The sequence below is a fragment of the Clostridium bornimense genome, assembly GCF_000577895.1.
Lineage (GTDB): Bacteria > Bacillota > Clostridia > Clostridiales > Clostridiaceae > Clostridium_AN > Clostridium_AN bornimense.
Window position 1 is genome coordinate 327201 of record NZ_HG917869.1, and the last position, 25743, is coordinate 352943.

The window sequence follows — 25743 nt, forward strand, 5'->3', positions numbered from 1 at the left end:
ATACACCATTGAAAATAAATTTATGCAATTTAATTTTGTTTTGAGTTCAAAGGAAGATTATTAACTGAATATCGAAAGAGAGGTAGAGAAATGAGAAATGAATTAAAAATAACTAAAGTGTTAGGAAGACAAATATTAGATTCAAGATGCTTTCCAACAGTAGAAGTAGAAGTTTATTTAGAAGATGGAACTATGGGAAGAGCAGCGGTGCCATCTGGTGCATCAACTGGAATGTATGAAGCTGTTGAACTTAGAGATGGAGATAATAGTATTTATCAAGGAAAGAGTGTATTAAAAGCAGTTAATGCAGTTAATACTAGTATTGCAGAGAGACTAAGAGATGTAGACGTATATAACCAACCTTTAATTGATAAATTACTTATAGAGTTAGATGGGACAAGCAATAAGGGAAATTTAGGAGCTAATGCAATATTAGGTGTTTCACTTGCCTGTGCTAATGCGGCAGCAAAAAGTTTAGGGATTCCTTTATATAAATATATAGGTGGCATTAATGCAAAAGTTATGCCAGTACCAATGATGAATATATTAAATGGTGGAGCTCATGCTGACAACTCAGTAGATATACAAGAATTTATGATTATGCCAGTAGGTGCTGAAACTTTTAGTGCAGCTCTTGAAATGTGTTCAAATGTTTATCATACTCTAAAAAAATTATTGTCAAGTAAAGGATATTCTACTGCAATAGGTGATGAAGGTGGTTTTGCTCCAGATCTTAAATCTAATGAAGAAGCTTTAGAAGTAATTATAGAAGCCATTGTAAAAGCAGGTTATAAGCCAGGAGAAGATATATTTATCGCAATTGATGCTGCATCATCTGAATATTATAATGATGGTAAATATGTATTAGAACATGAGGGAAAAACTTTCACTGCTACTGAAATGGTAGATTTCTTTGAAAACTGGGTTAATAAGTATCCGATTATTTCAATCGAAGATGCTATGGCAGAAGAAGATTGGGAAGGATGGAAAGTAATTACTGAACGCTTAGGAGACAAAATACAATTAGTAGGTGATGACTTATTTGTAACTAATACTGAAAGATTAAAGAAAGGTATCGAAAAAGGCGTTGCTAATTCAATATTAATTAAATTAAATCAAATTGGTACTTTGACTGAAACTTTGAATGCTATAGAAATGGCCAATAGGGCCGGATATTCTGCAGTTATTTCTCATAGATCTGGAGAAACTGAAGATACAGCTATAGCAGATTTGGTAGTAGCTGTAAATGCAGGTCAAATAAAAACAGGTGCTCCATGTAGAAGTGAAAGAGTAGCAAAGTATAATCAACTTCTTAGAATAGAAGAAGAATTAAAAGAATTAGTTGAATATAGAGGTAAAAATTCATTTTTTAATATAAAATAACTTTTATATATAATAACATTTTTATTATATAGTAAAATGATAAAGATTTAAATTTATAATATTTAATAATAAAGTAGGAGTTGTTACATAAGTGAGCAGCTCCTTTTTTTATTAGTAGACATCATACAACCTATTTAAATTATACAACTTTTATGATATTATGAAGAAAAAATAAAAAGGATGATTATGATGGCTTATGAAAAGCGATTATCAGACAGAGTAGCTGATGATATTTTAAATATGATTACTATAGAAAAAAGATTTTTGCCTGGTGATAAATTACCTAATGAAAATGACTTATCAAAAGAACTTGACATTAGCAGAACTACATTAAGAGAAGCAATTAGGATTTTAGTTACCAATGGAATTTTAGAGATTAAAAGAGGTCTGGGTACTTTTGTAAGAGAAGATATATCAGTAGAAAAGTTAAACGAACTTAATCCATTATCGTCTGCAAAAGTAAATGCTAAAGATTTATATGAAATGCGTTTAATATTTGAACCTGAGGCTGCGTACTTAGCTACCCTTAGGGCTACTGATGACGAACTTAAGAAAATTCTTAAATTAGGAGAAAAAATTGAAGAGAAAATAAGAAAAGGTGAAGATAGAACTGAAGTTGAACAAGAGTTTCATAAATCAATTGCAAAGGCTACTCATAATGAGTTTATGAATAAGCTTATGCCTGTAATTTATGAAGCAATTGATAAAGGCGTTGTATTATCTGAAGAAAAAGAGATAGCTATTCAAGATACAGTTATAGATCACAGAATGATTGTAGAATTCATGGAGGCTAGGAATGCTGAGGGTGCAAAGAATGCAATGAAAATTCACATTTTACATGCAATAAAAGAATTGGATATAGAATAAGGATATGTTATACAACTATATTGACAGCAGACAACATACATATTATAATACAATATATAGAAATTGTGTTAGGGAGTGTGTTGAAAAATGAGAAGTGATAGAATTACAAAGGGTATAAACGCTGCACCACAAAGAGCATTATTACATGCATTAGGACTTACTGATGAAGAAATAGGAAAACCTCTTATTGGTATAGTAAGCTCTAAGAACGAAATCGTACCTGGTCATATGAATATAGATAAAATAGAAGAAGCAGTAAAGCAAGGGGTATCTATGGCTGGAGGAGTTCCAATAGTTTTTCCAGCTATTGCTGTATGTGATGGTATAGCAATGGGTCATGAAGGAATGAAATATTCACTAGTAACTAGAGAATTAATTGCTGATTCAACTGAGGCTATGGCAACTGCACATCCATTTGATGGATTAGTTATGTTACCAAACTGTGATAAAAATGTTCCAGGACTTTTAATGGCTGCTGCTAGATTGAATATTCCTACAATTTTTGTAAGTGGTGGACCAATGCTTGCTGGAATAATGCATGGACAAAAAATAAGTTATTCAAATGTATCGGAAGCAGTAAGTGAATTTAAAGTAGGAAAGATTTCAGAGAAAAAAGTTTGTGAATATGAAAATAAAGCATGTCCAACATGTGGATCATGTTCTGGGATGTTTACAGCTAATAGTATGAACTGTTTGACAGAGGTACTAGGAATGGGTCTTCCTGGAAATGGTACAATTCCTGCAGTATATTCAGAAAGATTACGTCTTGCTAAAAAGGCAGGTATGCAAATAATGGAGTTAGTTAAAAAGGATATTAAACCAAGAGATATAATGGTAAAGGATGCTTTTTTAAATGCACTTACTATTGATATGGCATTAGGTTGTAGTACAAATAGTATGTTACATTTACCTGCTATAGCTCATGAATGTGAGATTGATCTTGATTTAGAATTAGCAAACTCTATTTCGGATAAGACTCCAAACTTATGTCATTTGGCACCAGCGGGAGGTCATTTTATTGAAGAACTAAATGAAGCTGGTGGAATATTAGCAGTAATGCATGAAATAAGTAAACTTGGTTTATTAAACACTGATTTATTAACTTGTACTGGAAAAACTATAGCTGAAAATATAGAAGGACATGAAATTTTAGATACTGAAGTTATTAGAACAATAGACAATCCATATAGTGCTGAAGGTGGAATAGCGGTGTTAAAGGGAAATTTAGCACCAGACGGATGTGTTGTTAAACGTTCAGCAGTAGCACCTGAAATGATGAGTCATAAAGGAAATGCAAGAGTTTTTGATTGTGAAGAAGATGCTTTAAATGCAATTTATGAAGGAAAAATCAATCCAGGAGATGTAGTAGTTATTCGTTATGAAGGTCCAAAAGGTGGACCAGGAATGCGTGAGATGTTAAATCCAACATCAGCTATTATGGGTAGTGGTCTTGGAAATTCTGTTGCTTTAATTACTGATGGAAGATTTTCAGGTGCAACTAGAGGTGCAGCTATTGGACATGTTTCTCCAGAAGCAGCAGTTGGAGGAAATATTGCTTTAATAGAAGAAGGGGACACTATAGAAATAGATATAACTAAAAATACTATTAATGTTCTAGTGTCTGATGAAGAATTATCAGCTAGAAGAGAAAAATGGGAACCAAGAGAGCCAAGAATAACTAAGGGGTATTTAGCTAGATATGCTAAGAGTGTAACATCAGGAAGCACAGGTGCAGTATTAAAATAAATAATTAAATTAAGCGGTTATAGATAAGCTGCAGTAAAATTTCCATTATAAAGAATTTTACTGCAGCTTATTTCTATTATATTTGTTCTAATTTCTTAATAATATTAAAACATTTATATGTACAAAATGTTAAAGAGAGGAAAAGTCAACGGAGAGAATTCAATCTTTAATAATATGGTAAAATATGGTATTATAATAATATTGTTTTTATGATAGGAGGAAATAGATTGAATAGAAAAGATGAGTTAGTTGATTTTATAAATTCAGAATTGTTAGATTATAAAGGTGTAATTAAAAATAAAGAAAAAAATTATAATATAAAAAATATGCTATCAAATATGCCTATTATAAATAATGATATATCAAGTAATATTTTAGAAGAAAAAAAATATGATGTAAAAAATGAAGATATCAATTATCACAAGTTAAAGTTATTACTAGACAATATTGATGATATACTTAGATTAATAAATAAAAATAATAGCAATAAAGCAAAGAGTTTTAGATTAGGTAATACTAAGGTCACTTCTTTAAGAGTTGATGAAGGAATATATGAACAAGTTAAAAATAAATCTATAAAAGACAAAATTAATATAAGCGAAATAATCAATATTGCTTTAGAAGATTATCTCAATAAATATTAATGGTGAAATAAGATACTAATTGTCCTATGTAAAATTATTACAGGGAAAAATGTAAAAAATATGATACAATAAAGATGTAAAAATTCATATTACTTTAAGTTCAGGTATTTAAATATAGGGGGGCAATTAATTGTTCGAGGGGTTTATGAAAATAGTACAGATTATATTTACTATGATAGCATTCTTTATTGTTCATAGGAATATATCTTTGATTAAACTTACAATTAGACAGTATGGATTTATGTGTGGAATAGTTGGTGTCGTTTATATCATTATGTCATCAATTTCTAAAAGTATTGCACCACTAGCACTATATATAGTTCCAATACTTTTTATGTATTTAAAAAGTAAAAAATTTGTTGCTAGTTTTATTTCACATACAGCATCATGTTTAATAATTATTTTTGTAGATGGAATTATTAGTAGTTTATTAATAAAAATATTGGGCAATGAATTTATATGCACTAAACTTGGTACTATATTTATTTTAAGTGTATTAGTTTTTGTGTCTTCATATGTTAGTAAGCTTATATTTTATATTTCTAATAGGTATAAAGGTTCCATTTCAAATAATTATAAATCAAAATATGCAATAATAATTTATTTTTTATTGTCAATAATATTTATTATGCTTTTCATTACACTAAATTGCAATAGACCTAATGATGTTGTACTTTTAACTAAATCATATGGTACTTTCTTTATAATATGTGGTGCGATATTAATTCTTATAGTATATGTATTATTCCTTGTAGCTAGAAAAGAAGCTCAGTTTAATTATAAAGAGAGAGAATTAGAGAACCTTAAGGAATATACAGAGAATTTAGAAAAAGTATATACTGATATGAGAAAATTTAGACATGACTATATAAATATAATTTCATCTATTGCTGGTTTTATTGAGGATAAAGATATTGAAGGATTATCAGAACATTTTAATAAAAATATTTATCCATTAAATAATAAAATGAATAAAAATAATTATAGATTAGGACTTTTGAAAAATATAGGATTTTCTGAAATAAAAGGATTAATCTCATCAAAAATAATTCATGCACAAGAATTAGGAATAGAGGTTGGAATAGATATATTAGAACCTATAAATACCATAAAAATGGATATAATAGATTTTACAAGATGCTTAGGGATTATTCTTGATAATGCTGTTGAAGCAGCAATAGAAAGTGAAAATAAAATATTAAATATTGCATTTATAAATAAAAATAACTCTATATTAATAATAGTTGAAAATACTTTTCCTTATGAATTGCCACCGGTATATAAAATGTTCAAATGTGGCTTTTCAACAAAAGGGAATAATCGAGGTATAGGGCTTAGTAATTTAAGAGAAATTACTAATAGATACAAGAATGTTTCTTTAGAGACAACTGTTAAAGAATATAAGTTTATTCAAAATCTTACTATATATAATGAATAATAATTTTAATAATGGATATGATTATTAGTACACTCACCTTAAAATGCATTAATTTAATAAAAGTAAAAATCACCAGTAAATTTACTGGTGATTTTTACTTTTATTAAAAAATAAATTATATTAGAAAAAATATAATTTATAAAAAAGAAATATCTTGTCATAATATGGATTAATTTATACTTTGATGGTAAAATATAAATAATTGTTAAATGCGATAATATAAGGAGGGATTTGTTTATGAAACATATAAAACATATATGTTTCTATATCATAATAAGTATTTTTATATTAAGTACATTTCCAATGAATACTTATGGAATAAATGAAAAAAAAGAAGATAAAGAAGTGTTAGTAATATATTCTGATAATGAGAATTTATCTTATATTAATGATATTTTATTAAATGTAAAAAAACATGTAAAAGATTATGGTATGAATGTTAAATATCATACAGAAAATATAGCTACTTCTGATATAATTGACAACTCCGATATAGATACTTATATATCATATATGGAAGAAAAATATAAAAACAAAACTTATGATGCTATAATAGCTATGGGAGAAGACGCTTTTAAGCTCATTACAGAACATAAGATAGAGAGCTTTAACAATATACCTATAGTGATAAGTGGAGTTAATTCCGTTGAATATAAGAATAGTACGAGTGATTTTTCAGGAGTTTTAACGGATATAAATTTTGATACACTTATAGAGGCTATTAAAATAGTTCAGCCTAACATATCAAAAATATATTTTTATGGATTAGATTCAGTGCTATCAAAAGATGATATTAGCGATATTAATAAATCATGTATAGATGAAAATATCAAAATGGTGCCTATTTCGATTAATGATTTTAAATATTATGATTTTAAAAACTCTAAAACAAATATTAATAGTGAAGCACTTATAGTTTGTGATAAAAATTTAGATGATTCTGGAAGAGTTTTGGGTAATTATGAATTTTTTAATTATATAAGAGAGATTTATGCAGGACCTACATATGTTTATAATGCTAACCAACTAAATGTTAGTAACTACGCTTTGAATGGTAAAACAAAATTTGTAGGAGGAATAGTTTTTGATACTGATTCACATGGTAAAATCATTTACGAAAAGTTATTGAAAATATTTACAAAAACAAGAACTAAAAATAGAGATGTAACTCATGTTACTGGGAAAATAGCAGTTGATCAATCGGTGATGGATAAATATAATTTTAGTATCAAATCAATTCCTAAAAATTTTGAGATAATCGGTAATAAAGATACTGCATTTGATAAAATAGTTAAAAAAGCACCTGAAATTATAATCATAATATGTATTATTATCATAGTATCTATTTTACTATTTCATTATGTTCGTAGTAAAAATAAGAAACTTACTATAAATTTGTCTAAAAGTGAAAAGAGATATGAAGAGCTTTTGAAGTTATTACCTGATCCTGTTATAGTAGTTAATAATAATAAAATTTCATACATAAATGATTATGGTATTAATTACTTAAAAGCAAGAAGCATATATGATGTTATTGGTATAGATATTAATGATATAGTATATAAAGAAGTAACATTTAATCCGCTTAAAGGTATTCACACTACAGTAAAAACAGAAATAATTTTGCTAGACAAAGAAATTAGAGATGTTGAGATTTCATATACTTTGGATTCAAATTTTTCTAAAGGTATTATTATGGTGATAAGAGATTTAACTGATGAGAAGTTATTAGTAAAGAGAAAAGAATTTGATAAATTAAGAAGTGAATTTTTTGCAAATATATCTCATGAATTAAGAACTCCTATAAATATAATCTTATCTACTACGCAGTTATTACAATTACTTTGTAATGATAAGGGTGAAAAGTTTACAGGATATCTTGAAAGTTTAAAACAGAATGCCTATAGATTGACTAAATTAACAAACAATCTAATTGATTCAACTAAAATAGATGCCGGATATATGAATTTAAATTTAAAACCTTGTAACATTGTTGAATTAACCGAAGAAGTAACATTATCAACTATTAATTTTGCTAATGAAAAGGGGATAACAGTAACTTTTGATACTGATGAAGAAGAAGTATATACAATGGTAGATTTTGAGAAGTATGAGAGAATAATTTTAAATCTTCTTTCCAATGCAATAAAATATAATCGTCAAAATGGAACAATTACAGTTACCATGTCTACTAGAGAAAGAATGGTGGATATTGCAGTTAAAGATTCTGGGATAGGTATACCTTCTAGTGAAATATCATCAGTTTTTGAAAGATTTGTACAAACTACTGGCGTATTAACAAGTAATGTACAAGGTAGTGGAATAGGACTTTCTTTGGTTAAGTCCTTGGTTGAGATGCATAAGGGTAGGATATCAGTTTCTAGTGTTGAAGGAGAGTATACAGAATTTGTAGTATCTATACCATTAATAAAAGATATAAATTTAGAGGAAAGTGTTGAAAATATAGAGCATAATGATTTCAATGCTAATAAAATGGCTTTAGTAGAATTATCAGATTTAGATAAATAAGTATTATGCATTTTAAAAAGAGGCTTCGCCTACAAATTTTTATTTGTTATTGCGATAGCCTCATAACTACTTTAATTGAATTTAATCATAAGCTATATCGGCTATTGCTTTTATTACATATTTAGCCTCACGCAAAGTGTTATAAAGCCCTAAACTTAACCTAATCATTCCAGAACTTTTTTCTCCAGATATAGCTTTACTAATAATTGTATTATCATCAATATTTAAAAGTCGATTTACATATGGATGAGCGCAGAACTTACCATACCTTGTGGCTATACCGAAATCGTCTGCAAGTTTGCGTGATACATAATCATAATCTTTACCTTCAATATTAAAAGATATTACACTTAGTCTATCATCAATATTGTCACAGTCTCCGTATAAAATCACAGTTGGTATTTTTTTTAACTCATCTATCAAATAGCTCCTAAGATAATTTTCATGAGAAATTATATGATTATATCCTACTTTTTTAATCATATCTATTGAAGCAGTTAAAGCTACAATTCCTAAGAAATTTTGTGTTCCCGCCTCATGACGTTCTGGTGCTGGTTTCCATATAACATCTGAATCTGACACTGTTTTAACAGCACCACCACCTTTTAGAAATGGAAGAGTATTTAAATCATTACTTAAACCTACAATCACACCAATACCATAAGGTGCATACATCTTATGGGCAGAAAATACTAGGAAGTCAATAGATTCATCGGGATGTTTGCCTAACATATCAATTTTCCTATGAGCAACTAATTGAGCTCCATCTACGATTAATTTTGCTCCATAGCGATGGACAATTTTAGCAATTCTATTTATAGGATTAATATATCCTGTTACGTTAGAAGCTCCGGTTACACTAACATATGAAAATTTGTCTTTTGAAAGTTTTTCTTCAAGTTGTTTTAAATCAAGTCTTCCGTCAGAATCTACTTCAACATAATCTACATCAGAAGTATATCTCCATGGTAAATCGTTAGCATGATGTTCCATTCTAGTTGTCAACACCTTTTCTTTTTTATCATTAATTAGTATATTAGATAGCAAATTTAATCCTTCTGTAGTATTTTTAACATAAACAACTGTATAATCATTTCGGTATGACAAATTAAAAAACTCTAAAATTTTTTTTCTTGCTTCCTCATATTTTTCTGTGCAATAATCTCCTTTTTGACCGGCACCTCTACCTATAGGGCCGTATAATGAGATACTTTCTTTCAGTTGTCTATTGACGTATTTAAACGGTGGAGTTGTAGCTCCATTATCAAAATTAATAGGGACTACCATTGATCCATCTTTAATCTTTACGGAAGTTTCTATACCATCAAATAAATGTCTATAATTCATTATATCACTTCCTCTGTATATCATTTTCCTTCCTCAATTTCATAATATGCATTGTTATTATAAAAGACACAATTAAAAATTGTGTCTTTCTTTTAATATTAGCTAAAATAAATATATTTATAATTAATATCTATTGGAAAAATCATCCGTTTTAGTTTAAAAAGGAATCAAGGTTGGTGCCAGTAATGAGGCCATTCCCAATCATCGTCTCTGTCACGGTCTCTATTGCGGTCGCGGCAATCGTTGTCTCTGTCACGATCTCTATCGCGGTCGCGGCAATCGTTGTCTCTGTCACGATCTCTATCGCGGTCGCGACAGTCGTTGTCTCTGTCACGGTCTCTATCGCGATCACGGCAGTCGTTGTCTCTGTCGCGGTCACGGCGATCTCTGTCACAGTCTCTATCACGGTCAATGAAGTCAAAGTCGTTATCGAAATCTCTGTCGCGGTCACGGCGATCTCTGTCACAGTCTCTATCGCGGTCGCGGAAGTCGAAGTCGTTATCGAAATCTCTGTCGCGGTCACGGCGATCTCTGTCACAGTCTCTATCACGGTCAATGAAGTCAAAGTCGTTATCGAAATCTCTGTCGCGGTCACAGCGATTTCTGTTACAGTTTCTATCGCGGTCGCGGAAGTCGAAGTCGTTATCGAAGTCTCTGTCGCGGTCGCGGAAGTTTAAGTCACTATTGAAATTTCTATCGCGGTCACGGCGATTTCTGTCACAGTCTCTATCACGGTCGATGAAGTCAAAGTCGTTATCGAAATCTCTGTCGCGGTCACGACGATTTCTGTCACAGTCTCTATCGCAGTCTCTATCACAGCAATTATTATCAAAATCACGGAAATCAGTCCATGATCTATTATTCATATTGTTAAATCTAGAGCAGCAAAAAGAATCTAGTGTATTAAAAAATCTTCGGACTGGTAGGGTGTTAAATTGAGTGTTGTTATTGCAAGAAGATCTATTTGAAGTCCTAAAGTCTGATCTTAGCATATTAGAAAAGTTATAATTGTTCATATTTATTAATCACTCTCTTTTCATTAGATAGATTAGATATTTTACATCTAATATAATATATGTTTACAAATAAAGTTAGTGACAAATGAACGGGAATGTACACAAAATTATGATTTGTCTATATAAGAGTGGTTTTAAAAAATAGTTTAAATTATATAATTATTTTAAAAATTAAGGTTAACGTATAAAATAGTAAAAAATATATAGAAACTTAAAAAAAATAAGTCTTATAAAAGTGATTGAATTTACTTTATATGATATCTCTTAACCCTTTTTATAACTGGGATAATGACAAAAAGAAAATCAGAAAAATAATTTTAAAAACATATTGACAAAAATTATATAAGCTGTTAAACTTTCAAATATAAAGTGGCAAAGACGTCCAATATAAGGATATCTTTGCCACTTTTTTTATTTATTTTGTTATCTTATAAATTATTAATACTTTATTTTTGAAAGGATGATTTTTATGGAAATTAATTACGGAGATACTGCATTTATATTAATTGCTTCAGCATTAGTATTTCTTATGACACCAGCACTAGCGTTCTTTTACGGAGGAATGGTTGGAAGAAAAAATGTCCTAAATACTTTGTTATCATCATTTTTTATATGTGGATTAGCTTCAGTATTATGGGTAGCAATAGGATATTCTCTTGCTTTTGGTAGTGATCATGCTGGAATAATTGGTGGATTTGATCATTTATTCTTTAATGGCCTTACTGGTAATCCGGGAACTTACTCAGATAGTATACCTGATACATTATTTGCTACATTTCAAATGATGTTTGCCATTATCACCCCTGCTTTAATTACAGGATCTTTAGTTGGTAGAATGAGATTTTCAGCATTATTTATTTTTATAGCAGCTTGGTCACTTATTGTATATTATCCATTAGCGCATATGGTATGGGGTGATGGAGGATTATTTGTAAGACTAGGATCAGTTGATTTTGCAGGTGGAAATGTTGTTCATATTAGTTCAGGTGTATCAGGTCTTGTAGCATGTATGATGCTTGGTCGTAGACGTGGTCATGGAATGTTAAGTTATAAACCTCATAATATACCTTTTGTAGTTTTAGGAGCTGCACTTTTATGGTTCGGTTGGTTTGGGTTTAATGCTGGTAGCGCTCTTGGAGCTAACTCACTTGCTGTACATGCTTTTATTACTACTAATACTTCAGCAGCTATGGGATTACTTTCTTGGTTGCTTATAGAAAAGATACTACATGGAAAGCCAACAATGTTAGGTGCAGCAACTGGAGCAGTAGTTGGATTAGTAGCAATAACTCCAGGTGCAGGATTTGTACCAATATGGGCTTCATTTATAATTGGAGCATTAGTTAGTCCAATTTGTTACTTCTTTATGTCTGTAGTAAAAACTAAATTTGGTTATGACGACTCTTTAGATGCTTTTGGATGTCATGGTATCGGTGGTGTTTGGGGAGGAATAGCTACTGGAATTTTTGCTAAAACTTCAATTAATGATGTCGCACAATGGAATGGACTAATTTATGGAGATGTAAAGTTATTCTTTGCTCAAATAATAAGTATAATAGCCACTATTGTAATTGCAGCGATAGGAACATTCATAATAATTTCTGTTATGAAGTTATTTATTAAGATTCGTGTAACTGAAGCAGAGGAAGCTAATGGTCTTGATATATCAGAACATAGTGAATCTGCATATCCATCATTTACAGGATTGGATTAAGGAAGGGGAGATAATAAATGAAAAAAATTGAAGCAATAATAAGACCAACAAAATTAGAGGAATTAAAAGATGCTCTTATAAAAGAAAATATTTCAGGAATAACTATAAGTCAAGTTTTAGGTTGTGGTAATCAATATGGATATAAAGAATATTATAGAGCTAGTGAATTAATATTAAATGTTTTACCTAAGGTAGAGATTAAAATGGTTGTTGAAGATGATAAAGTAGATGGAATTATAAAGCTCATAACTTCTATTGCAAAGACAGGTGAAGTTGGGGACGGTAAAATTTTTGTATCTGATGTATGTAATTGTATAAGAATACGTACTGGTGAAGAAGGACCCGGTGCTCTTTAATTAATATGATTTAGTTAGAAATTGCGATGTGACATAATGAATTATATAGAGGTATGGTTTAATTCCTTTCGATACAATTCATAAATTTATTATATAAAAGGAGCCTAAAGCACAATAAATTATCTTGTGCTTCAGGCTCTTTTTTATATTACTTTATTATCTTCTACTATATCGTAAGTGTTGGGAATATAAGATAAGTTTAATGTATTATCAACTATTAGCTGTACAACAGAAGGTTTTTCTTCTTCAACTGTTATTGGCCATGCTATTACTGAGAAAAGTTTATGAGGTAGAGTAACGTATTTACTCCAACCGCATGTATTATATAAATATCTACTCATAGTTAGTAATTCGATGGATGGATTTTGTATACCTGTAGTTGTCTGTATTTCTAATCTAAGTTTGATAAATTTTGATTTTATCCATATTAATTTAATAGATTTATTATTAATATTGTTGGAAATTTCAATTGATTTTTTTATCTGAGTACTAAACCATTTAAAATTAAAGTATTCTCCAATTACTGGTTTAGGGTCTTTTAACTTTAGTATTAAATCAAAGGTTTGAACTACCATAACCATCACCTCTATCTAACACTATTGACATAAAATTATAAATATATACGTAGAGAGTTTATGTAATTAAAGTATTGGTGTTAAAAACCCTTAATTATATATATTATATTATTGAATGTAATTAAATATGTATGAAGTTGAATAAAATAAAGCAGTTTTACATATAGTAAGCTAAGAATAAGGAGGATTTAAGATGAAAAAGTATATAAGTATTTTACTTATAATGATTTTTATTTCAAATATAAGTATTTTAAAAAATACAAAAGTAGTTAAGGGGGCTGTAGGAGATGATTTTAATAGTATATATTTTTCTATAAATAATTTAATTTCCCATAACACATCTTTTAACTTAGAGACAGAAAATAATGATTTGACCAGTGTGGCATATAAAAGGAAAAATGATGATGGGTCTATTGATTATGTAGAATTAGAAAATGGAAGAGTATATAAATACATATTGTTACAAACTAAGATAAAAGATAAATGTGAGAACGCATTGAAATCATTAGAAAAAAATTATATAGATATAGTTACATATGTTGAGGATAGTACTGGTGTTGGAAAAGGAGAGTTCAATAAATTAATAATAGATGCAAAAAAAGAATGTATTACGAATTCATTGCCTATAAAAATATTTTATAAAATTGATGAGGAATTTTATTCATATATTCTTGTATCACAAGATGGAGAATACACAACAGTATCATCAGGAGTAGGAAATTTAGAGTTTTATAAATATTGGAACAAATAGAATACTTCAGACTATTTGCTCCAATTCAAAAATTAAGTTTAAATATAGTATTATTTACTTTCTATCATATATTTTGCCCAGTTGCCATGATCTATAAATATAGCTTCTTTTTCGAATTTATCATCAATTGTATGATTATAGTAATAAGTATAACATTGTTCTTTTTTACCACTATCTAAATCTTGAACTTCGATGATTTTTTTATCATATTCATTTTTAGGATTATTTTCACTTATAAATCCTTCCATAACATCCATAGCAGATATAACGTCATCATAAATGTCAGGGATTATTTCTATTATTTCACCATATACGGTTCCATCTCCATTAAACATAGCAGGATATCCTTTATATGGCATATGATATATAATCATGTCATCTATTTTAGCTTGTCTTATTGAAGTAATTTTTCCTTTCAGGTACTTATCATAATTGTAAAATCCTTCTCTTAAACTTCCATATACAAAAATATTAATATTCTTTTTCATTTGTTATCTGTCTCCAATATATATAATTGTTTTAACAGATGGTTCCACCTGCAATTTTTATGTCATTATTTTTAGTTACAGCAACTTTTATGCATAATTCTAAGCCTTTTACTATATTTTCAATAGACATAGAAGGCGTATTAGGTTTTTCCAAAACTTGAGATGGAATATATGGAACATGAATAAATCCACCTCTTATATTAGGATATTTTTTTGATGCCATATATAGTATTCCGTACATTACATGATTACACACAAAAGTTCCAGCAGTATTTGAAATGGAACATGGAATTTCTGCAAGTTTCATTTCTTCAATCATTGCCTTTATAGGTAATGTAGTAAAGTAGGCAGTCTCGCCATCTTCAAATATTGGAATATCTATAGGTTGTTTAGTTTCATTATCTGGTATTCTTGCATCATCTATATTTATTGCTATTCTCTCTGGTGTAATTCCAGATCTTCCACCAGCTTGACCCACTGAAATAACAATATCAGGATTATATTTAATTATATTTTCTTCGATTTTTTCTAACGATTTTCTAAAAACCGTTGGTATTTCTAGTTTAATTATTTCTGCATCGCAGATTGTATCTGGTAGCTTTTTTACAGCTTCTAAAGCTGGATTTATATTTTCACCACCAAAGGGATCAAAACCTGTGATTAATACTTTCATAATAAAATCTCCTTTTAAAATCCTAATGTATACATAAGTATAACATGTATTATTAATAAGACTATGGCAATAGGTGCTTGAGCTTTAATAACAATATTTTTATCTTTAGTATTAAGAAGAGCTGCTGGTAAAATATTAAAATTAGCTGCCATAGGAGTAAGCAATGTTCCACAGAAACCAGCAGTTAATGCTAATGAAGAACAAATTACAGGATCACCACCTTGAGCAAATACAAATGGTACACCGACTCCAACTGTAATTACAGAAAAGGCGGCAAAACCATTACCCATAATTGCAGTAAATAAGGCCATTCCTACACAATAAGCAATAACTCCAGCTAAAATGTTACCGTTTGGAATAATTCCAGAAATCATTTTTGATATCACATCTCCAACACCAGCAGCAGTAAATAAAGCTCCTAGTGAAGCAAGGAGTTGAGGTAATATAGAAAATACACCAACAGATTGGAACATTCTGTTACTATCTTCTACATACTCAGTAGGTGAAGCTTTTGTTAATATAAATGTTAATAGTAAAGCTACAGTTGATGAGATACCGATGGCAACTGTACCAGGTATTTCAGTGAATGTTGCAACAAGCATTGCAACAAAAGCAATCGCTAGAGATGGAATAAATATTTTTAATCCAAGTTTTTTTGCTTTTAGTTGAGTAAATGTATTGTCTAATTGTTTTAAAGTACCTATATTAATTTGCTTAAAAGCTGATAAGAATGCAATAACAACTATTAGACATCCTACTATTACTGGTGGAATAATCTTACCAAATATGAATATAGCAGCTATTATTCCCCAAAAGAGTGAAGTACCTAATCTAGTCTTGTGATTTTTATCTTTTAAGGTAAAAACCATAGTTGAAGTCATATAAAGACCAATTATTACATAAAAAATTTCTAATAATATGTTTGAAATTTGATTAATATCCATTATAGTATCCTCCGCTAAGATGTTCTTTCTGAACTATACTTTCTTTTGAATTTTCTATCTAAAATATAATTTTGTAGAACAAATAAAATAAAAGCGATAACAGCAATAACAATAGAAGCTTGTGATATTTTAAGAGCATCAGCATGTATACCTAAGGTTTCTAAAGTACTTACGATTAGTAAAACTCCTGGGTTAGCCATAAATACATTTTGCCCGAAGAAATTTCCAATATTATCAGATGCAGCTGAAAATCCTTTTATTTTATCTATATCATTTTTATCAAGATTACCATATTTTGCGATAGAAGCACCTTCAGCCATTGGGTAAATTAGTGGTCTTACGAACTGAGGATGTCCACCAAGAGTAACACCCATAGCAATAGTAATTTCTCTTACTAAGGTATATCCACTAAGTAGCATACCAGTAGATAATTTTTTAGCATTTTCAATAAGCATAGTAGCTTTTGATTTTAATCCGTATCTTTCACATAGACCTATTACAGGTAATGTAAGCATAAATAAACATGTAGTTCTATTATTTACAAATGCATTTCCTAGAGTAGTTAATATTTCAGTAATGTCCATACCAGAAACTAGACCTGTTATAATTCCAGCAGATACAACTACAGCTATAGTATCTAGTTTTAGGGCAAAACCTACTATTATTATCAAAATTCCAATTAGTGACATATTATGCATCCTTTCTTTTGTCGAAATATATTTTTTATAATTATACATAAAATATAATTTAAAATCCATATAAAAAAATAGGAAGAATATAAATGATATGTAGTTTAGAGCTTTTAATATTTAAAAAATCAATAAATTTATATAGAATAAATTAATAATGAAAAAGTTATGTGTTATATAGTGAAAAAATGAAATACTAAAAAGGAGGTGGTTTTATGAAATCTGTGTGGAGTGAAAATTGTAACTTCAAAAAAAGAGAAATATTAAGTAAAGATATAGGAACTGATGTTTTAATTATAGGTGCCGGAATGGCAGGATTATTGATAGGTTATATGTTAAATGAAAATGGAAAAAATGTAGTAATAATTGATGCCGATGAGATAGCAAGTGGCAATACCAAAAATACTACAGCAAAGATAACTTCTCAACATAATTTAATTTATAATACTTTAATAAATGAATTTGGAGAAGAAAAGGCTAGACAATATGCAAAGGCCAATGAACTTGCTATATCAAAGTATAAAGAAATTATTGAGAAAAGAAAAATAGATTGCGATTTTCAGGAATTATCAGCATACGTATATTCTCTAAATGATATTGATACTCTAAAGGAAGAGGTAGAAGCAGCGAATAAAGTTGGCATTGATGCAGAATTTGTAGATAAGGTCAATCTTCCCTTTGATATAAAAGGAGCTGTGAAATTTAACAATCAGGCGCAGTTTAATCCACTTAAATTTTTAAAGGATATTTCGAAGAATTTGACTATATATGAGAACACTAGGGCGTTGGAAATAAAAGACAATGCAGTTGTTACTAATAGAGGAGAAATAACTGCCAATAGTATAGTTGTAGCAACACATTATCCAATAATCAATGTACCTGGATATTATTTTTTACGAATGCATCAAGAAAGAGCATATGTGGTAGCTTTAGAAAATGCTGATACTGTTGATGGTATGTACATAGATGCTGATGAAAATGGATATTCATTTAGAAATTATAATAATTTGTTATTATTAGGCGGAATAAAGCAAAGGACAGGAGAAAATAAAGAAGGGGGAAGCTATGATAAGTTAATAAGTATTGCGAAAGGATTATATCCAGAATCAAAAGTGAGATATAAATGGTCAGCTCAAGATTGTATGACTATAGATGGGATACCTTACATAGGAAGATATTCTGACGAGACACCGAATATATATGTTGCTACAGGCTTCAATAAATGGGGAATGACAAGTTCTATGGTGTCAGCTATGATAATTTCAGATATGATATTAGAAAAAGAAAATGATTTTTCAGAAATATTTTCACCAAAACGATTTGATTTATCATTATCAATTAATAATCTTACTAAAGATATAGGTGAAACGGCTAAAAATTTTATAGCACAAAAAATTTATATTCCAAGTAGTGATATACACCATATTAAAAATGGTGAGGCTGGTATTGTTGAGTATAATGGAGAAAAAGTTGGAGTATATAAAAATAAAGATGGTAAGGAATTTATTGTATCAACAAAATGTAGTCATTTAGGATGTCAACTTCAGTGGAATGCAGATGAATTAACTTGGGATTGCCCATGTCATGGATCAAGATTTGATTATAAAGGTAGATTGATAGGAAGTCCAGCTACAAAAAATCTCGTAGAGTGATAATATTTATGCGTAGTTAGTAGAATTAGGTTTTTACTAGCTATTTTTTTATGGTATCAGAAAGAGACAGGCTTTATTGGGGAATAGAGCACTAAATAGATTGCTTATAAATTTATAGAGATTAAAGAGGCTTACTGGATATATAAGAAGGTTATTAATATTTTACCGTTTAAAATGAAATACTAAATAATTATAAGTACGAAAGATAAAGAAAATTGGGAGTGATGGTTTATGAAATTAGCACTAATAAGAGATCTAAAAATGTATTATGGTGATAGGCTGTTACTTGATATTAAAAAGCTTGAGGTATTCAGTGGTGATAGAATAGGTATAGTTGGTGAAAATGGTGTAGGAAAAACAACATTGATAAAGTTATTAATTGGTGAAATAACACCTGAAGTAGGTAATGTTTTTTTAACTGATAGTTATTCATATATAAGTCAAGAAGAAGGCTTTTTTGGCAATTGTGAAAATGGAAAGATAAAAAATATTTTTAATGTTCCTGATAGTTATGAAGAATATTTATCTGGAGGTGAAAAGATAAAGATACGAATTGCTAAGACATTAAATGAAAATAAAAGTATGATAATAGCTGATGAGCCTACATCAAATTTAGATGCATTATCCATTGAAAAATTAATAAGAGAGTTGAAAAAATATAAAGGATCATTATTAGTAGTATCTCATGATAGAAACTTTTTAGATGAAATATGTAATAAAATAGTTGAAATTGAGAACGGTAAAATTAATCTTTATAAAGAGATATATGGAACAAAAAAATGAAGAGATTAAAAATAGAGAAGTTCAGTATAAGAAATATATAAATGAAAAAGAAAGATTGGAAAAAGCTATTACAGAAAAGAGAAGATTACGAGATAAAATAAAAAAAGCGCCTAAAGGTATGGGACAATCAGAGGCAAAGACGATTAAGATGGGTGATCAAAGGGGGAAGAAAACCTTAGATAATAATATAAAAGCTATTAAAAAAAGAATAGAACATATGGAAGTAAAAGAGAAACCTAAAGAAGAAGAAAAAATTTTTATAAATATACAGCCAGCATTGGAATTAGTTTCCGAGACACCAATAGTAATAGAAAACTTTGATCTGTATTGTGAAGATAGATTATTAGTAAAGGACATAAATATGTCATTTAAAAAGAATAGTAAAGTAGGAATTATAGGGGAGAATGGAAGTGGAAAAACATCATTAATAAAAAAAATAGTAGATAATAAAAATAAAGAGATAAGGATTGTTGAAAAGGCAAGGATTGGGTATTTTGATCAAGAGCAAAAGTTATTAGATAATGATAAAACTATTATTGATAACTTAAAAGAAAGTTCAAGTTATGATGAATCTTTTATAAGAATGAATTTAGATGCCATTGGTATTGATAAGGTAGATGAAGTTGTAAAAAATCTAAGCGGTGGAGAAAGAGTTAAACTTTCAATATGTAAGGTGATTTTGTCGGATAATAATATACTTATTTTAGATGAGCCTACAAACTATTTAGATATAAAGTCTATAGAGGCATTAGAAGATTCTTTAATCAATACAGATAAGTTAGTTATAATTGTGTCTCATGACAAAAAATTCATATCAAATATATGTAATGAAATTATAGAAATTAAAGATAAAAAATTAATAGACTTTAAAGGTACTTATGAAGAATATTTAGGTAAGCAAATAGAGCCTAAAATATCTTGTGAAGAGAAGGTAGATAAGGATAGATTATTATTACTAGAAAACAAATTAGCGGAAGTGATATCAAGGTTATCCATAGAAACAGATGTAAAAAAGAAAAATGATTATGATGAGGAATATGGGGTCATATTACATGAGATTAATAATATAAAAAATAGATAGTAGTTTGGGGAGAAAAGATGGATTAGAAAATCTGGAGAACTTTATAAAATTATTAAAGATTATTGGGATCCAGGAGTAGATAACATGATATAGATTTGTAAGGTAGAGGAAATGTTAAAATAATTAATATTTAGTAAAAAATCTACAGCTATTAATAGTAGTTGTAGATTTTTTTATTATAGATCGAGAAGGTGTTGACATATAATCACAGTAAATATATACTAATTGTAAAGAATATGATAATCATTATCATTTGATAAAAATAGATAATTAATGTACTTTAGCTTTAGTTAAAATTATTATAGTAAATATTTAGGAGGCGAGAATGCTATAGGAAAAATTGAATAAAATCAGTAACTAAAAGCTACTCATTTTTTTATATATGTGAGGAGGATAAAATATGTTTTTACAGGTAAGTAATATAAAAAAATATTATGGGGAAGATGGTAATCGAGTTGAGGTATTGAAGGGGATAAACTTTGATATTAAAAAAGGTGAGATTTGTGTTTTATTAGGTCCATCAGGATCAGGAAAGTCAACTTTATTAAATATAATTGGTGGTATTGATAATGCTGATAGTGGATATATAGCTATCAATGGCGAGAAGACAGAAGACATGAATGAAAAAACTCTTACAAGATATAGAAGAAAACACTTAGGATATGTATTTCAGTTTTATAATCTTATTCCTAATCTAACTGTAAAAGAGAATATTGAAGTTGGAGCATATTTAAGTGAATCACCGTTTGAAATAGACGAGCTTCTAAAGACTTTAGGATTGTATGAGCATAAAGACAAGATACCAAACCAACTTTCTGGGGGACAACAACAAAGAACTGCAATAGGACGAGCTATTGTGAAAAATCCAGATATACTTCTTTGTGATGAACCAACAGGTGCATTAGATTATAAAACGTCAAAAGAAATATTAAAGCTTATTGAAAATGTAAATAAAAAGTATGGAAATACCGTCATTATGGTTACTCATAATGATGCAATAAAGAATATGGCTGATAGAGTAATTAAATTACGTGATGGAGAAATTAGAAAAAACTACATTAATAATGAGAAAATAAAAGCAGAAGAGTTAGAGTGGTAAATAAGGTGGGATGATTAACATGAAGAATCCATTAACGAAAAAAATAGTAAAAGAATTTAGATATGGGATAGAGAAATATATAATTATATTTCTTTTTATGTTAGTAACTATAAGCTTTGTTTCAGGGTTTCTTGTAGCTGGTAACAGTATGAAACAAGCTTATGATGAGAGTTTTGAAAAGTATAATATTGAGGATGGAAATTTTGAACTTACTAATGAGGCTAGTGAAACTATATTTGATAAGTATGAAGATGCTAAAATATATAGTAATTATTATGTGGAAATGAAAACTGTGAATAATAGCACTTTAAGAATTTTTAAAAATCGTGATACTGTAAATAAAGTTTGTATTATGAAGGGCGAATTTCCAAAGGGTACAAATGAAATTGCTATTGATAGAATGTATGCTGATAATAATAATCTTAGTGTAGGTGATGAAATTAAAGTTGGTGATGAGAAGCTTAAGATTTCAGGACTAGTTGCTTTATCAGACTATAGCGCACTTTTTTCAGATAATAATGATATTATGTTTGACTCCATTAAGTTTGGTGTAGCTGTTGTTAGTAGTGAGAAGTTTAATTTATTTGACAAAGATGACTTACATTATAGCTATTCATGGAAATATTGTATAAGTCCAAAAGATGATATCGAAGCAAAAGAAAAAGGTGAGGATCTTTATAACTTAATCAGCGAAGAATATAAGATAAGTAAATTTACTCCTAGATATATAAATTCTGCTATAAACTTTGCTGGTGACGATATGGGTGGAGATAAAACAATGATGATAGTGCTAATGTATATTCTTACAATTATAATTGGATTTATCTTTGCGATTATTACCAGTAATACTATAAACAACGAGGCTACAATAATAGGTACTCTTCGTGCAATGGGATACTCAAAAAAAGAATTAATTTTTACTTATATGGCTATGCCAATTATTGTAACATTGGTATCAGCTGTATTGGGTAACATCCTTGGATATAGCGTATTCAAGGACATAGTGGTAAATTTATATTATGGAAGCTATAGTCTTCCTACTTATAAAACTATATGGACTAGTGAAGCTTTTATACTTACAACTATTATACCAATAATTATTATAATGATTATAAATGTTACTATACTGACTAATAAATTATCTTTATCACCACAAAAATTTCTTCGTAGAAATCTATCAAAGAAACAAAGAAAAAAGTTAGTAAAATTGCCTCCATTTAAGTTTTTAACAAGATTTCGTTTAAGAATAGTGCTGCAAAATTCATCAAACTATATAGTAATGTTTATAGGTGTAATTTTTGCTAATATAATTCTTATGTTTGGGCTGATGATGGTTCCTTTAATAGATAATTATAAAAATGAAGTTATAGAAAACATGGTTTCTAAATATCAATATATTTTAAAGGCTCCAATTGAAATAAAAAATGATGATGTTGAAAAATATGCTGTGCAATCACTAAAAACATATAATACTGATAATGAAGAAGAGATAAGCATTTATGGCATTGAATCGAAAAGTAAATATATTGATGTAAATATCAAGGATAAAGAGGTATGTATTTCTGATGGATTTTCTGAAAAATATTCTTTAAAGATAGGGGATATTATAACATTAAAAGAGCAATATGGAACAAAAAAATACGAGTTTAAGGTTAGTAAAATATATCATTATCCAGCTAGTTTAAGTATTTTTATAAATAGAGATTATTTTAATGATATTTTTGATAATAAAGAAGATTATTTTAATGGATACTTCTCTGATGAAGAAATTACAAATATCGATAAATCAATGATAGCTTCAATAGTTACTGAAGATGATCTAACAAAATTATCAAGGCAACTAGATAAATCTATGGGAGGTATGTTTAATATGGTGAAAATTTTTGCTGTTATACTTTATATGGTTCTCATATATTTATTATCAAAAGTTGTAATAGAAAAGAATTCACTATCAATTTCCATGGTAAAAATTTTAGGTTATTCCAATAAAGAAATAAGCAAACTATATATTTTTTCAACTACTATTGTAGTACTATTATCAATTATTCTTAGTATACCAATTTCAAAATTTATAATTAATATGATTTATAGAAATATTATGGCTGGATATTCCGGTTGGATTTATTTAACAATTTCTTATAGCTTATATGTTAAAATGTTTTTAATAGGTATTTTAGCTTATACAATAATATCAGCTTTTCAATTTTATAAGATAAAGAAGGTTCGTATGGATGTAGCGTTGAAAACTATAGAATAATGAAATAACTTTATATAAAAATCTACTTAACTTGTGAAATGGGCAAGCTAAGTAGATTTTTATATATTAGAAATTTCTATATTTGAATAACTATTACAATAGTGATAAAATAAAAAAATGTATTAATATAAAAATTTAACAGAGGATGAGTGAAGATGGAAAAAAGAGATAAGAAAAATTATGAAATAGATATGTGTAATGGACCAATACTAAAAAAATTACTTATCTTTGCTGTACCACTTATGTGTTCAAGCATTTTACAATTACTATTTAATGCTGCAGATGTTGTTGTTGTAGGTAGATTTGCTGGAGATAATTCATTAGCAGCAGTTGGTTCCAACACAGCACTTATAAATCTTTTAACAAATTTGTTTGTGGGTTTATCAATAGGTGCAAATGTTTTGGCTGCAAAAGAATATGGTGGTAAAAAAGAACAGGAATTAAGTAAAACTGTTCATACAGCTATGCTATTAAGTATTTTTAGTGGAATTATATTAACAATAGTAGGTGTAATTGGAGCGAGAAGAATCTTAATATTAATGCAAACACCGAAAGATATTATTGATTTAGCTACTATTTATCTAAGAATTTTCTTTCTAGGTATGACAGCTACTATGATATACAACTTTGGAAGTTCAATTTTAAGATCTATAGGAGATACTAAGAGACCATTATATTATTTATTTGGAGCTGGTGTAATTAATGTAGTCCTTAATCTTTTCTTTGTAATTGTATTGAAAATGGATGTAGCGGGAGTAGCTATGGCAACAGTAATTTCACAAGGTACATCTGCATTTTTAATAATGAGATGTTTGATTAAAGAAAGAGGGCCACTTAAATTAGTCATTAATAAATTACATATTGATAAAGGTAAATTTGTAGAAATATTAAAGATTGGGTTGCCAGCAGGATTTCAAGGGATAATATTTGCGTTATCCAATGTGGTTATTCAGTCTTCAGTTAATTCATTTGGAGGAGTCGTTGTTGCAGGAAACTCAGCAGCTGCTAACATTGAGGGATTTGTCTATGTTTCTATGAATGCATTTTATCAAGGGGCGATTTCTTTCACTAGCCAGAATATGGGGTCTGGTAATTATAAAAGAGTCGATAAGGTTTTGATTACATGTCAAATATGTGTCATAACTGTGGGAATCGTTTTTGGAAATCTAGTATTATATTTTGGACATCCTCTTTTAAGGATGTATACATCTAGTCCTAGTGTAGTAAATGCAGGAATGGTTCGGTTAGGAATTGTTGCAAAGACTTATGCATTATGTGGGATAATGGATGTAATGGTAGGCTCATTACGAGGAATGGGCTTTTCAATTATGCCGATGATAGTTTCACTAATTGGAGCTTGCGGACTAAGATTATTATGGCTCGCGACGGTTTTTCAAATTAAAGAGTTCCATACAATTAATATTATTTATGAATCTTATCCTATAACATGGATAATAACGATTATAGTTCATATTATTTGCTTTATATGGGTACGAAGGAACAGAGAAAATTTTAATATTTCAAAATCTATATCAAATGCATAATTATGATGTACGTGGCGTAATGTTTAATTTTAAAAATTAATATTACGTCACGTATTTTTATATTTCAAATATGCATTATATAAGAACAAGTAGTTTATACATAATCATTTAGCATAAAACCTTATATTACAAGGTGTAAATTTAAATATAGTTCAATTATTTGCTAA

Annotated in this window: 22 protein-coding genes; 16 read left to right on the forward strand and 6 right to left on the reverse strand. The window is 28.7% G+C overall.

Annotated features, from left to right (window positions below; translation table 11 throughout):
• Positions 1–90 precede the first annotated feature (90 nt).
• From eno to CM240_RS17005, 6 genes are all read left to right on the forward strand, one after another.
• On the forward strand, positions 91–1383 hold the full coding sequence (gene eno, locus CM240_RS14805) for a phosphopyruvate hydratase (protein ID WP_044040272.1): 1293 nt from the start codon (positions 91–93) through the stop codon (positions 1381–1383).
• A 186-nt stretch (positions 1384–1569) separates the two neighbouring features.
• Positions 1570–2250: an FCD domain-containing protein gene (locus tag CM240_RS14810; RefSeq protein WP_044040273.1), complete on the forward strand. Its 681-nt coding sequence runs from the start codon at positions 1570–1572 to the stop codon at positions 2248–2250.
• Between the two features lie 87 nt (positions 2251–2337).
• Positions 2338–3996, forward strand: coding sequence for a dihydroxy-acid dehydratase (ilvD, locus tag CM240_RS14815; protein ID WP_044040274.1), 1659 nt, complete (start codon positions 2338–2340; stop codon positions 3994–3996).
• 227 nt (positions 3997–4223) lie between these two features.
• A complete protein-coding gene (locus CM240_RS14820; RefSeq protein ID WP_044040275.1) occupies positions 4224–4640 on the forward strand; it encodes a hypothetical protein in 417 nt (138 codons plus the stop codon).
• Positions 4641–4770: 130 nt separating this feature from the next.
• The gene (locus tag CM240_RS14825) at positions 4771–6078 is read left to right on the forward strand and encodes a sensor histidine kinase (protein WP_051483887.1); all 1308 of its coding nucleotides are present in this window, start codon (positions 4771–4773) and stop codon (positions 6076–6078) included.
• Positions 6079–6315: 237 nt separating this feature from the next.
• Positions 6316–8607, forward strand: coding sequence for a sensor histidine kinase (locus CM240_RS17005; protein WP_051483888.1), 2292 nt, complete (start codon positions 6316–6318; stop codon positions 8605–8607).
• A gap of 81 nt (positions 8608–8688) precedes the next feature.
• Here the strand turns inward: CM240_RS17005 and CM240_RS14835 are convergent, their stop codons facing one another.
• Positions 8689–9954: an aminotransferase class V-fold PLP-dependent enzyme gene (locus CM240_RS14835; RefSeq protein WP_044040738.1), complete on the reverse strand. Its 1266-nt coding sequence runs from the start codon at positions 9952–9954 to the stop codon at positions 8689–8691.
• 185 nt (positions 9955–10139) lie between these two features.
• Between CM240_RS14835 and CM240_RS17305 the strand changes: the two genes are divergently transcribed.
• The 3 genes from CM240_RS17305 to CM240_RS14850 all read left to right on the forward strand — a co-directional run bounded on the left by CM240_RS17305 (position 10140) and on the right by CM240_RS14850 (position 13040).
• Positions 10140–10631 (forward strand): hypothetical protein, encoded by a 492-nt coding sequence (locus CM240_RS17305; protein ID WP_156930616.1) that lies wholly within the window; start codon positions 10140–10142, stop codon positions 10629–10631.
• Positions 10632–11439: 808 nt separating this feature from the next.
• Positions 11440–12684 carry an ammonium transporter gene (locus CM240_RS14845; protein ID WP_044040277.1) on the forward strand — a complete coding sequence of 415 codons (1245 nt, stop codon included), beginning with the start codon at positions 11440–11442 and terminating at the stop codon, positions 12682–12684.
• Between the two features lie 17 nt (positions 12685–12701).
• On the forward strand, positions 12702–13040 hold the full coding sequence (locus tag CM240_RS14850; protein WP_044040278.1) for a P-II family nitrogen regulator: 339 nt from the start codon (positions 12702–12704) through the stop codon (positions 13038–13040).
• 143 nt (positions 13041–13183) lie between these two features.
• On the opposite strand, the gene CM240_RS14855 is transcribed toward CM240_RS14850, so the two are convergent.
• Positions 13184–13615 (reverse strand): hypothetical protein, encoded by a 432-nt coding sequence (locus CM240_RS14855; protein WP_044040279.1) that lies wholly within the window; start codon positions 13613–13615, stop codon positions 13184–13186.
• Positions 13616–13808: 193 nt separating this feature from the next.
• On the opposite strand from CM240_RS14855, the gene CM240_RS14860 reads away from it, so the two are divergent.
• A complete protein-coding gene (locus CM240_RS14860) occupies positions 13809–14366 on the forward strand; it encodes a hypothetical protein (RefSeq protein WP_044040280.1) in 558 nt (185 codons plus the stop codon).
• A 50-nt stretch (positions 14367–14416) separates the two neighbouring features.
• Here the strand turns inward: CM240_RS14860 and CM240_RS14865 are convergent, their stop codons facing one another.
• Genes CM240_RS14865 through CM240_RS14880 form a run of 4 tightly spaced genes read right to left on the reverse strand, consistent with a single transcriptional unit; the run spans position 14417 to position 17160 of the window.
• Positions 14417–14854 (reverse strand): gamma-glutamylcyclotransferase family protein, encoded by a 438-nt coding sequence (locus CM240_RS14865; RefSeq protein WP_044040281.1) that lies wholly within the window; start codon positions 14852–14854, stop codon positions 14417–14419.
• Between the two features lie 31 nt (positions 14855–14885).
• Positions 14886–15527 (reverse strand): pyroglutamyl-peptidase I, encoded by a 642-nt coding sequence (gene pcp, locus CM240_RS14870; RefSeq protein ID WP_044040282.1) that lies wholly within the window; start codon positions 15525–15527, stop codon positions 14886–14888.
• A 14-nt stretch (positions 15528–15541) separates the two neighbouring features.
• On the reverse strand, positions 15542–16471 hold the full coding sequence (locus tag CM240_RS14875) for a DUF979 domain-containing protein (RefSeq protein ID WP_044040283.1): 930 nt from the start codon (positions 16469–16471) through the stop codon (positions 15542–15544).
• 14 nt (positions 16472–16485) lie between these two features.
• On the reverse strand, positions 16486–17160 hold the full coding sequence (locus tag CM240_RS14880; RefSeq protein ID WP_044040284.1) for a DUF969 domain-containing protein: 675 nt from the start codon (positions 17158–17160) through the stop codon (positions 16486–16488).
• A gap of 215 nt (positions 17161–17375) precedes the next feature.
• On the opposite strand from CM240_RS14880, the gene CM240_RS14885 reads away from it, so the two are divergent.
• From CM240_RS14885 to CM240_RS14905, 6 genes are all read left to right on the forward strand, one after another.
• The gene (locus CM240_RS14885; protein WP_044040285.1) at positions 17376–18812 is read left to right on the forward strand and encodes an FAD-dependent oxidoreductase; all 1437 of its coding nucleotides are present in this window, start codon (positions 17376–17378) and stop codon (positions 18810–18812) included.
• A 231-nt stretch (positions 18813–19043) separates the two neighbouring features.
• Complete coding sequence (locus CM240_RS18265; protein WP_479723195.1) at positions 19044–19595, forward strand: ATP-binding cassette domain-containing protein; 552 nt, start codon at positions 19044–19046, stop codon at positions 19593–19595.
• Positions 19579–20676, forward strand: coding sequence for an ATP-binding cassette domain-containing protein (locus CM240_RS14890; RefSeq protein WP_479723196.1), 1098 nt, complete (start codon positions 19579–19581; stop codon positions 20674–20676). Before CM240_RS18265 ends, CM240_RS14890 begins: the two co-directional genes overlap by 17 nt.
• A gap of 400 nt (positions 20677–21076) precedes the next feature.
• Complete coding sequence (locus CM240_RS14895) at positions 21077–21775, forward strand: ABC transporter ATP-binding protein (RefSeq protein WP_044040286.1); 699 nt, start codon at positions 21077–21079, stop codon at positions 21773–21775.
• A 19-nt stretch (positions 21776–21794) separates the two neighbouring features.
• Positions 21795–24032, forward strand: a complete 2238-nt coding sequence (locus tag CM240_RS14900; protein WP_044040287.1) for an ABC transporter permease — start codon at positions 21795–21797, stop codon at positions 24030–24032.
• Between the two features lie 155 nt (positions 24033–24187).
• Complete coding sequence (locus tag CM240_RS14905) at positions 24188–25576, forward strand: MATE family efflux transporter (protein ID WP_044040288.1); 1389 nt, start codon at positions 24188–24190, stop codon at positions 25574–25576.
• Positions 25577–25743 lie beyond the last annotated feature (167 nt).

What these genes read in the sequence shown, in the direction of transcription:
- eno (WP_044040272.1), top strand. Translation starts at nt 91, where the DNA reads ATGAGAAATGAATTAAAAATAACTAAAGTGTTAGGAAGACAAATATTA.
- CM240_RS14810 (WP_044040273.1), top strand. Translation starts at nt 1,570, where the DNA reads ATGATGGCTTATGAAAAGCGATTATCAGACAGAGTAGCTGATGATATT.
- ilvD (WP_044040274.1), top strand. Translation starts at nt 2,338, where the DNA reads ATGAGAAGTGATAGAATTACAAAGGGTATAAACGCTGCACCACAAAGA.
- CM240_RS17005 (WP_051483888.1), top strand. Translation starts at nt 6,316, where the DNA reads ATGAAACATATAAAACATATATGTTTCTATATCATAATAAGTATTTTT.
- CM240_RS14835 (WP_044040738.1), bottom strand. Translation starts at nt 9,954, where the DNA reads ATGAATTATAGACATTTATTTGATGGTATAGAAACTTCCGTAAAGATT.
- CM240_RS17305 (WP_156930616.1), top strand. Translation starts at nt 10,140, where the DNA reads ATGAGGCCATTCCCAATCATCGTCTCTGTCACGGTCTCTATTGCGGTC.
- CM240_RS14845 (WP_044040277.1), top strand. Translation starts at nt 11,440, where the DNA reads ATGGAAATTAATTACGGAGATACTGCATTTATATTAATTGCTTCAGCA.
- CM240_RS14850 (WP_044040278.1), top strand. Translation starts at nt 12,702, where the DNA reads ATGAAAAAAATTGAAGCAATAATAAGACCAACAAAATTAGAGGAATTA.
- CM240_RS14855 (WP_044040279.1), bottom strand. Translation starts at nt 13,615, where the DNA reads ATGGTAGTTCAAACCTTTGATTTAATACTAAAGTTAAAAGACCCTAAA.
- CM240_RS14860 (WP_044040280.1), top strand. Translation starts at nt 13,809, where the DNA reads ATGAAAAAGTATATAAGTATTTTACTTATAATGATTTTTATTTCAAAT.
- CM240_RS14865 (WP_044040281.1), bottom strand. Translation starts at nt 14,854, where the DNA reads ATGAAAAAGAATATTAATATTTTTGTATATGGAAGTTTAAGAGAAGGA.
- pcp (WP_044040282.1), bottom strand. Translation starts at nt 15,527, where the DNA reads ATGAAAGTATTAATCACAGGTTTTGATCCCTTTGGTGGTGAAAATATA.
- CM240_RS14875 (WP_044040283.1), bottom strand. Translation starts at nt 16,471, where the DNA reads ATGGATATTAATCAAATTTCAAACATATTATTAGAAATTTTTTATGTA.
- CM240_RS14880 (WP_044040284.1), bottom strand. Translation starts at nt 17,160, where the DNA reads ATGTCACTAATTGGAATTTTGATAATAATAGTAGGTTTTGCCCTAAAA.
- CM240_RS14885 (WP_044040285.1), top strand. Translation starts at nt 17,376, where the DNA reads ATGAAATCTGTGTGGAGTGAAAATTGTAACTTCAAAAAAAGAGAAATA.
- CM240_RS18265 (WP_479723195.1), top strand. Translation starts at nt 19,044, where the DNA reads ATGAAATTAGCACTAATAAGAGATCTAAAAATGTATTATGGTGATAGG.
- CM240_RS14890 (WP_479723196.1), top strand. Translation starts at nt 19,579, where the DNA reads ATGGAACAAAAAAATGAAGAGATTAAAAATAGAGAAGTTCAGTATAAG.
- CM240_RS14895 (WP_044040286.1), top strand. Translation starts at nt 21,077, where the DNA reads ATGTTTTTACAGGTAAGTAATATAAAAAAATATTATGGGGAAGATGGT.
- CM240_RS14900 (WP_044040287.1), top strand. Translation starts at nt 21,795, where the DNA reads ATGAAGAATCCATTAACGAAAAAAATAGTAAAAGAATTTAGATATGGG.
- CM240_RS14905 (WP_044040288.1), top strand. Translation starts at nt 24,188, where the DNA reads ATGGAAAAAAGAGATAAGAAAAATTATGAAATAGATATGTGTAATGGA.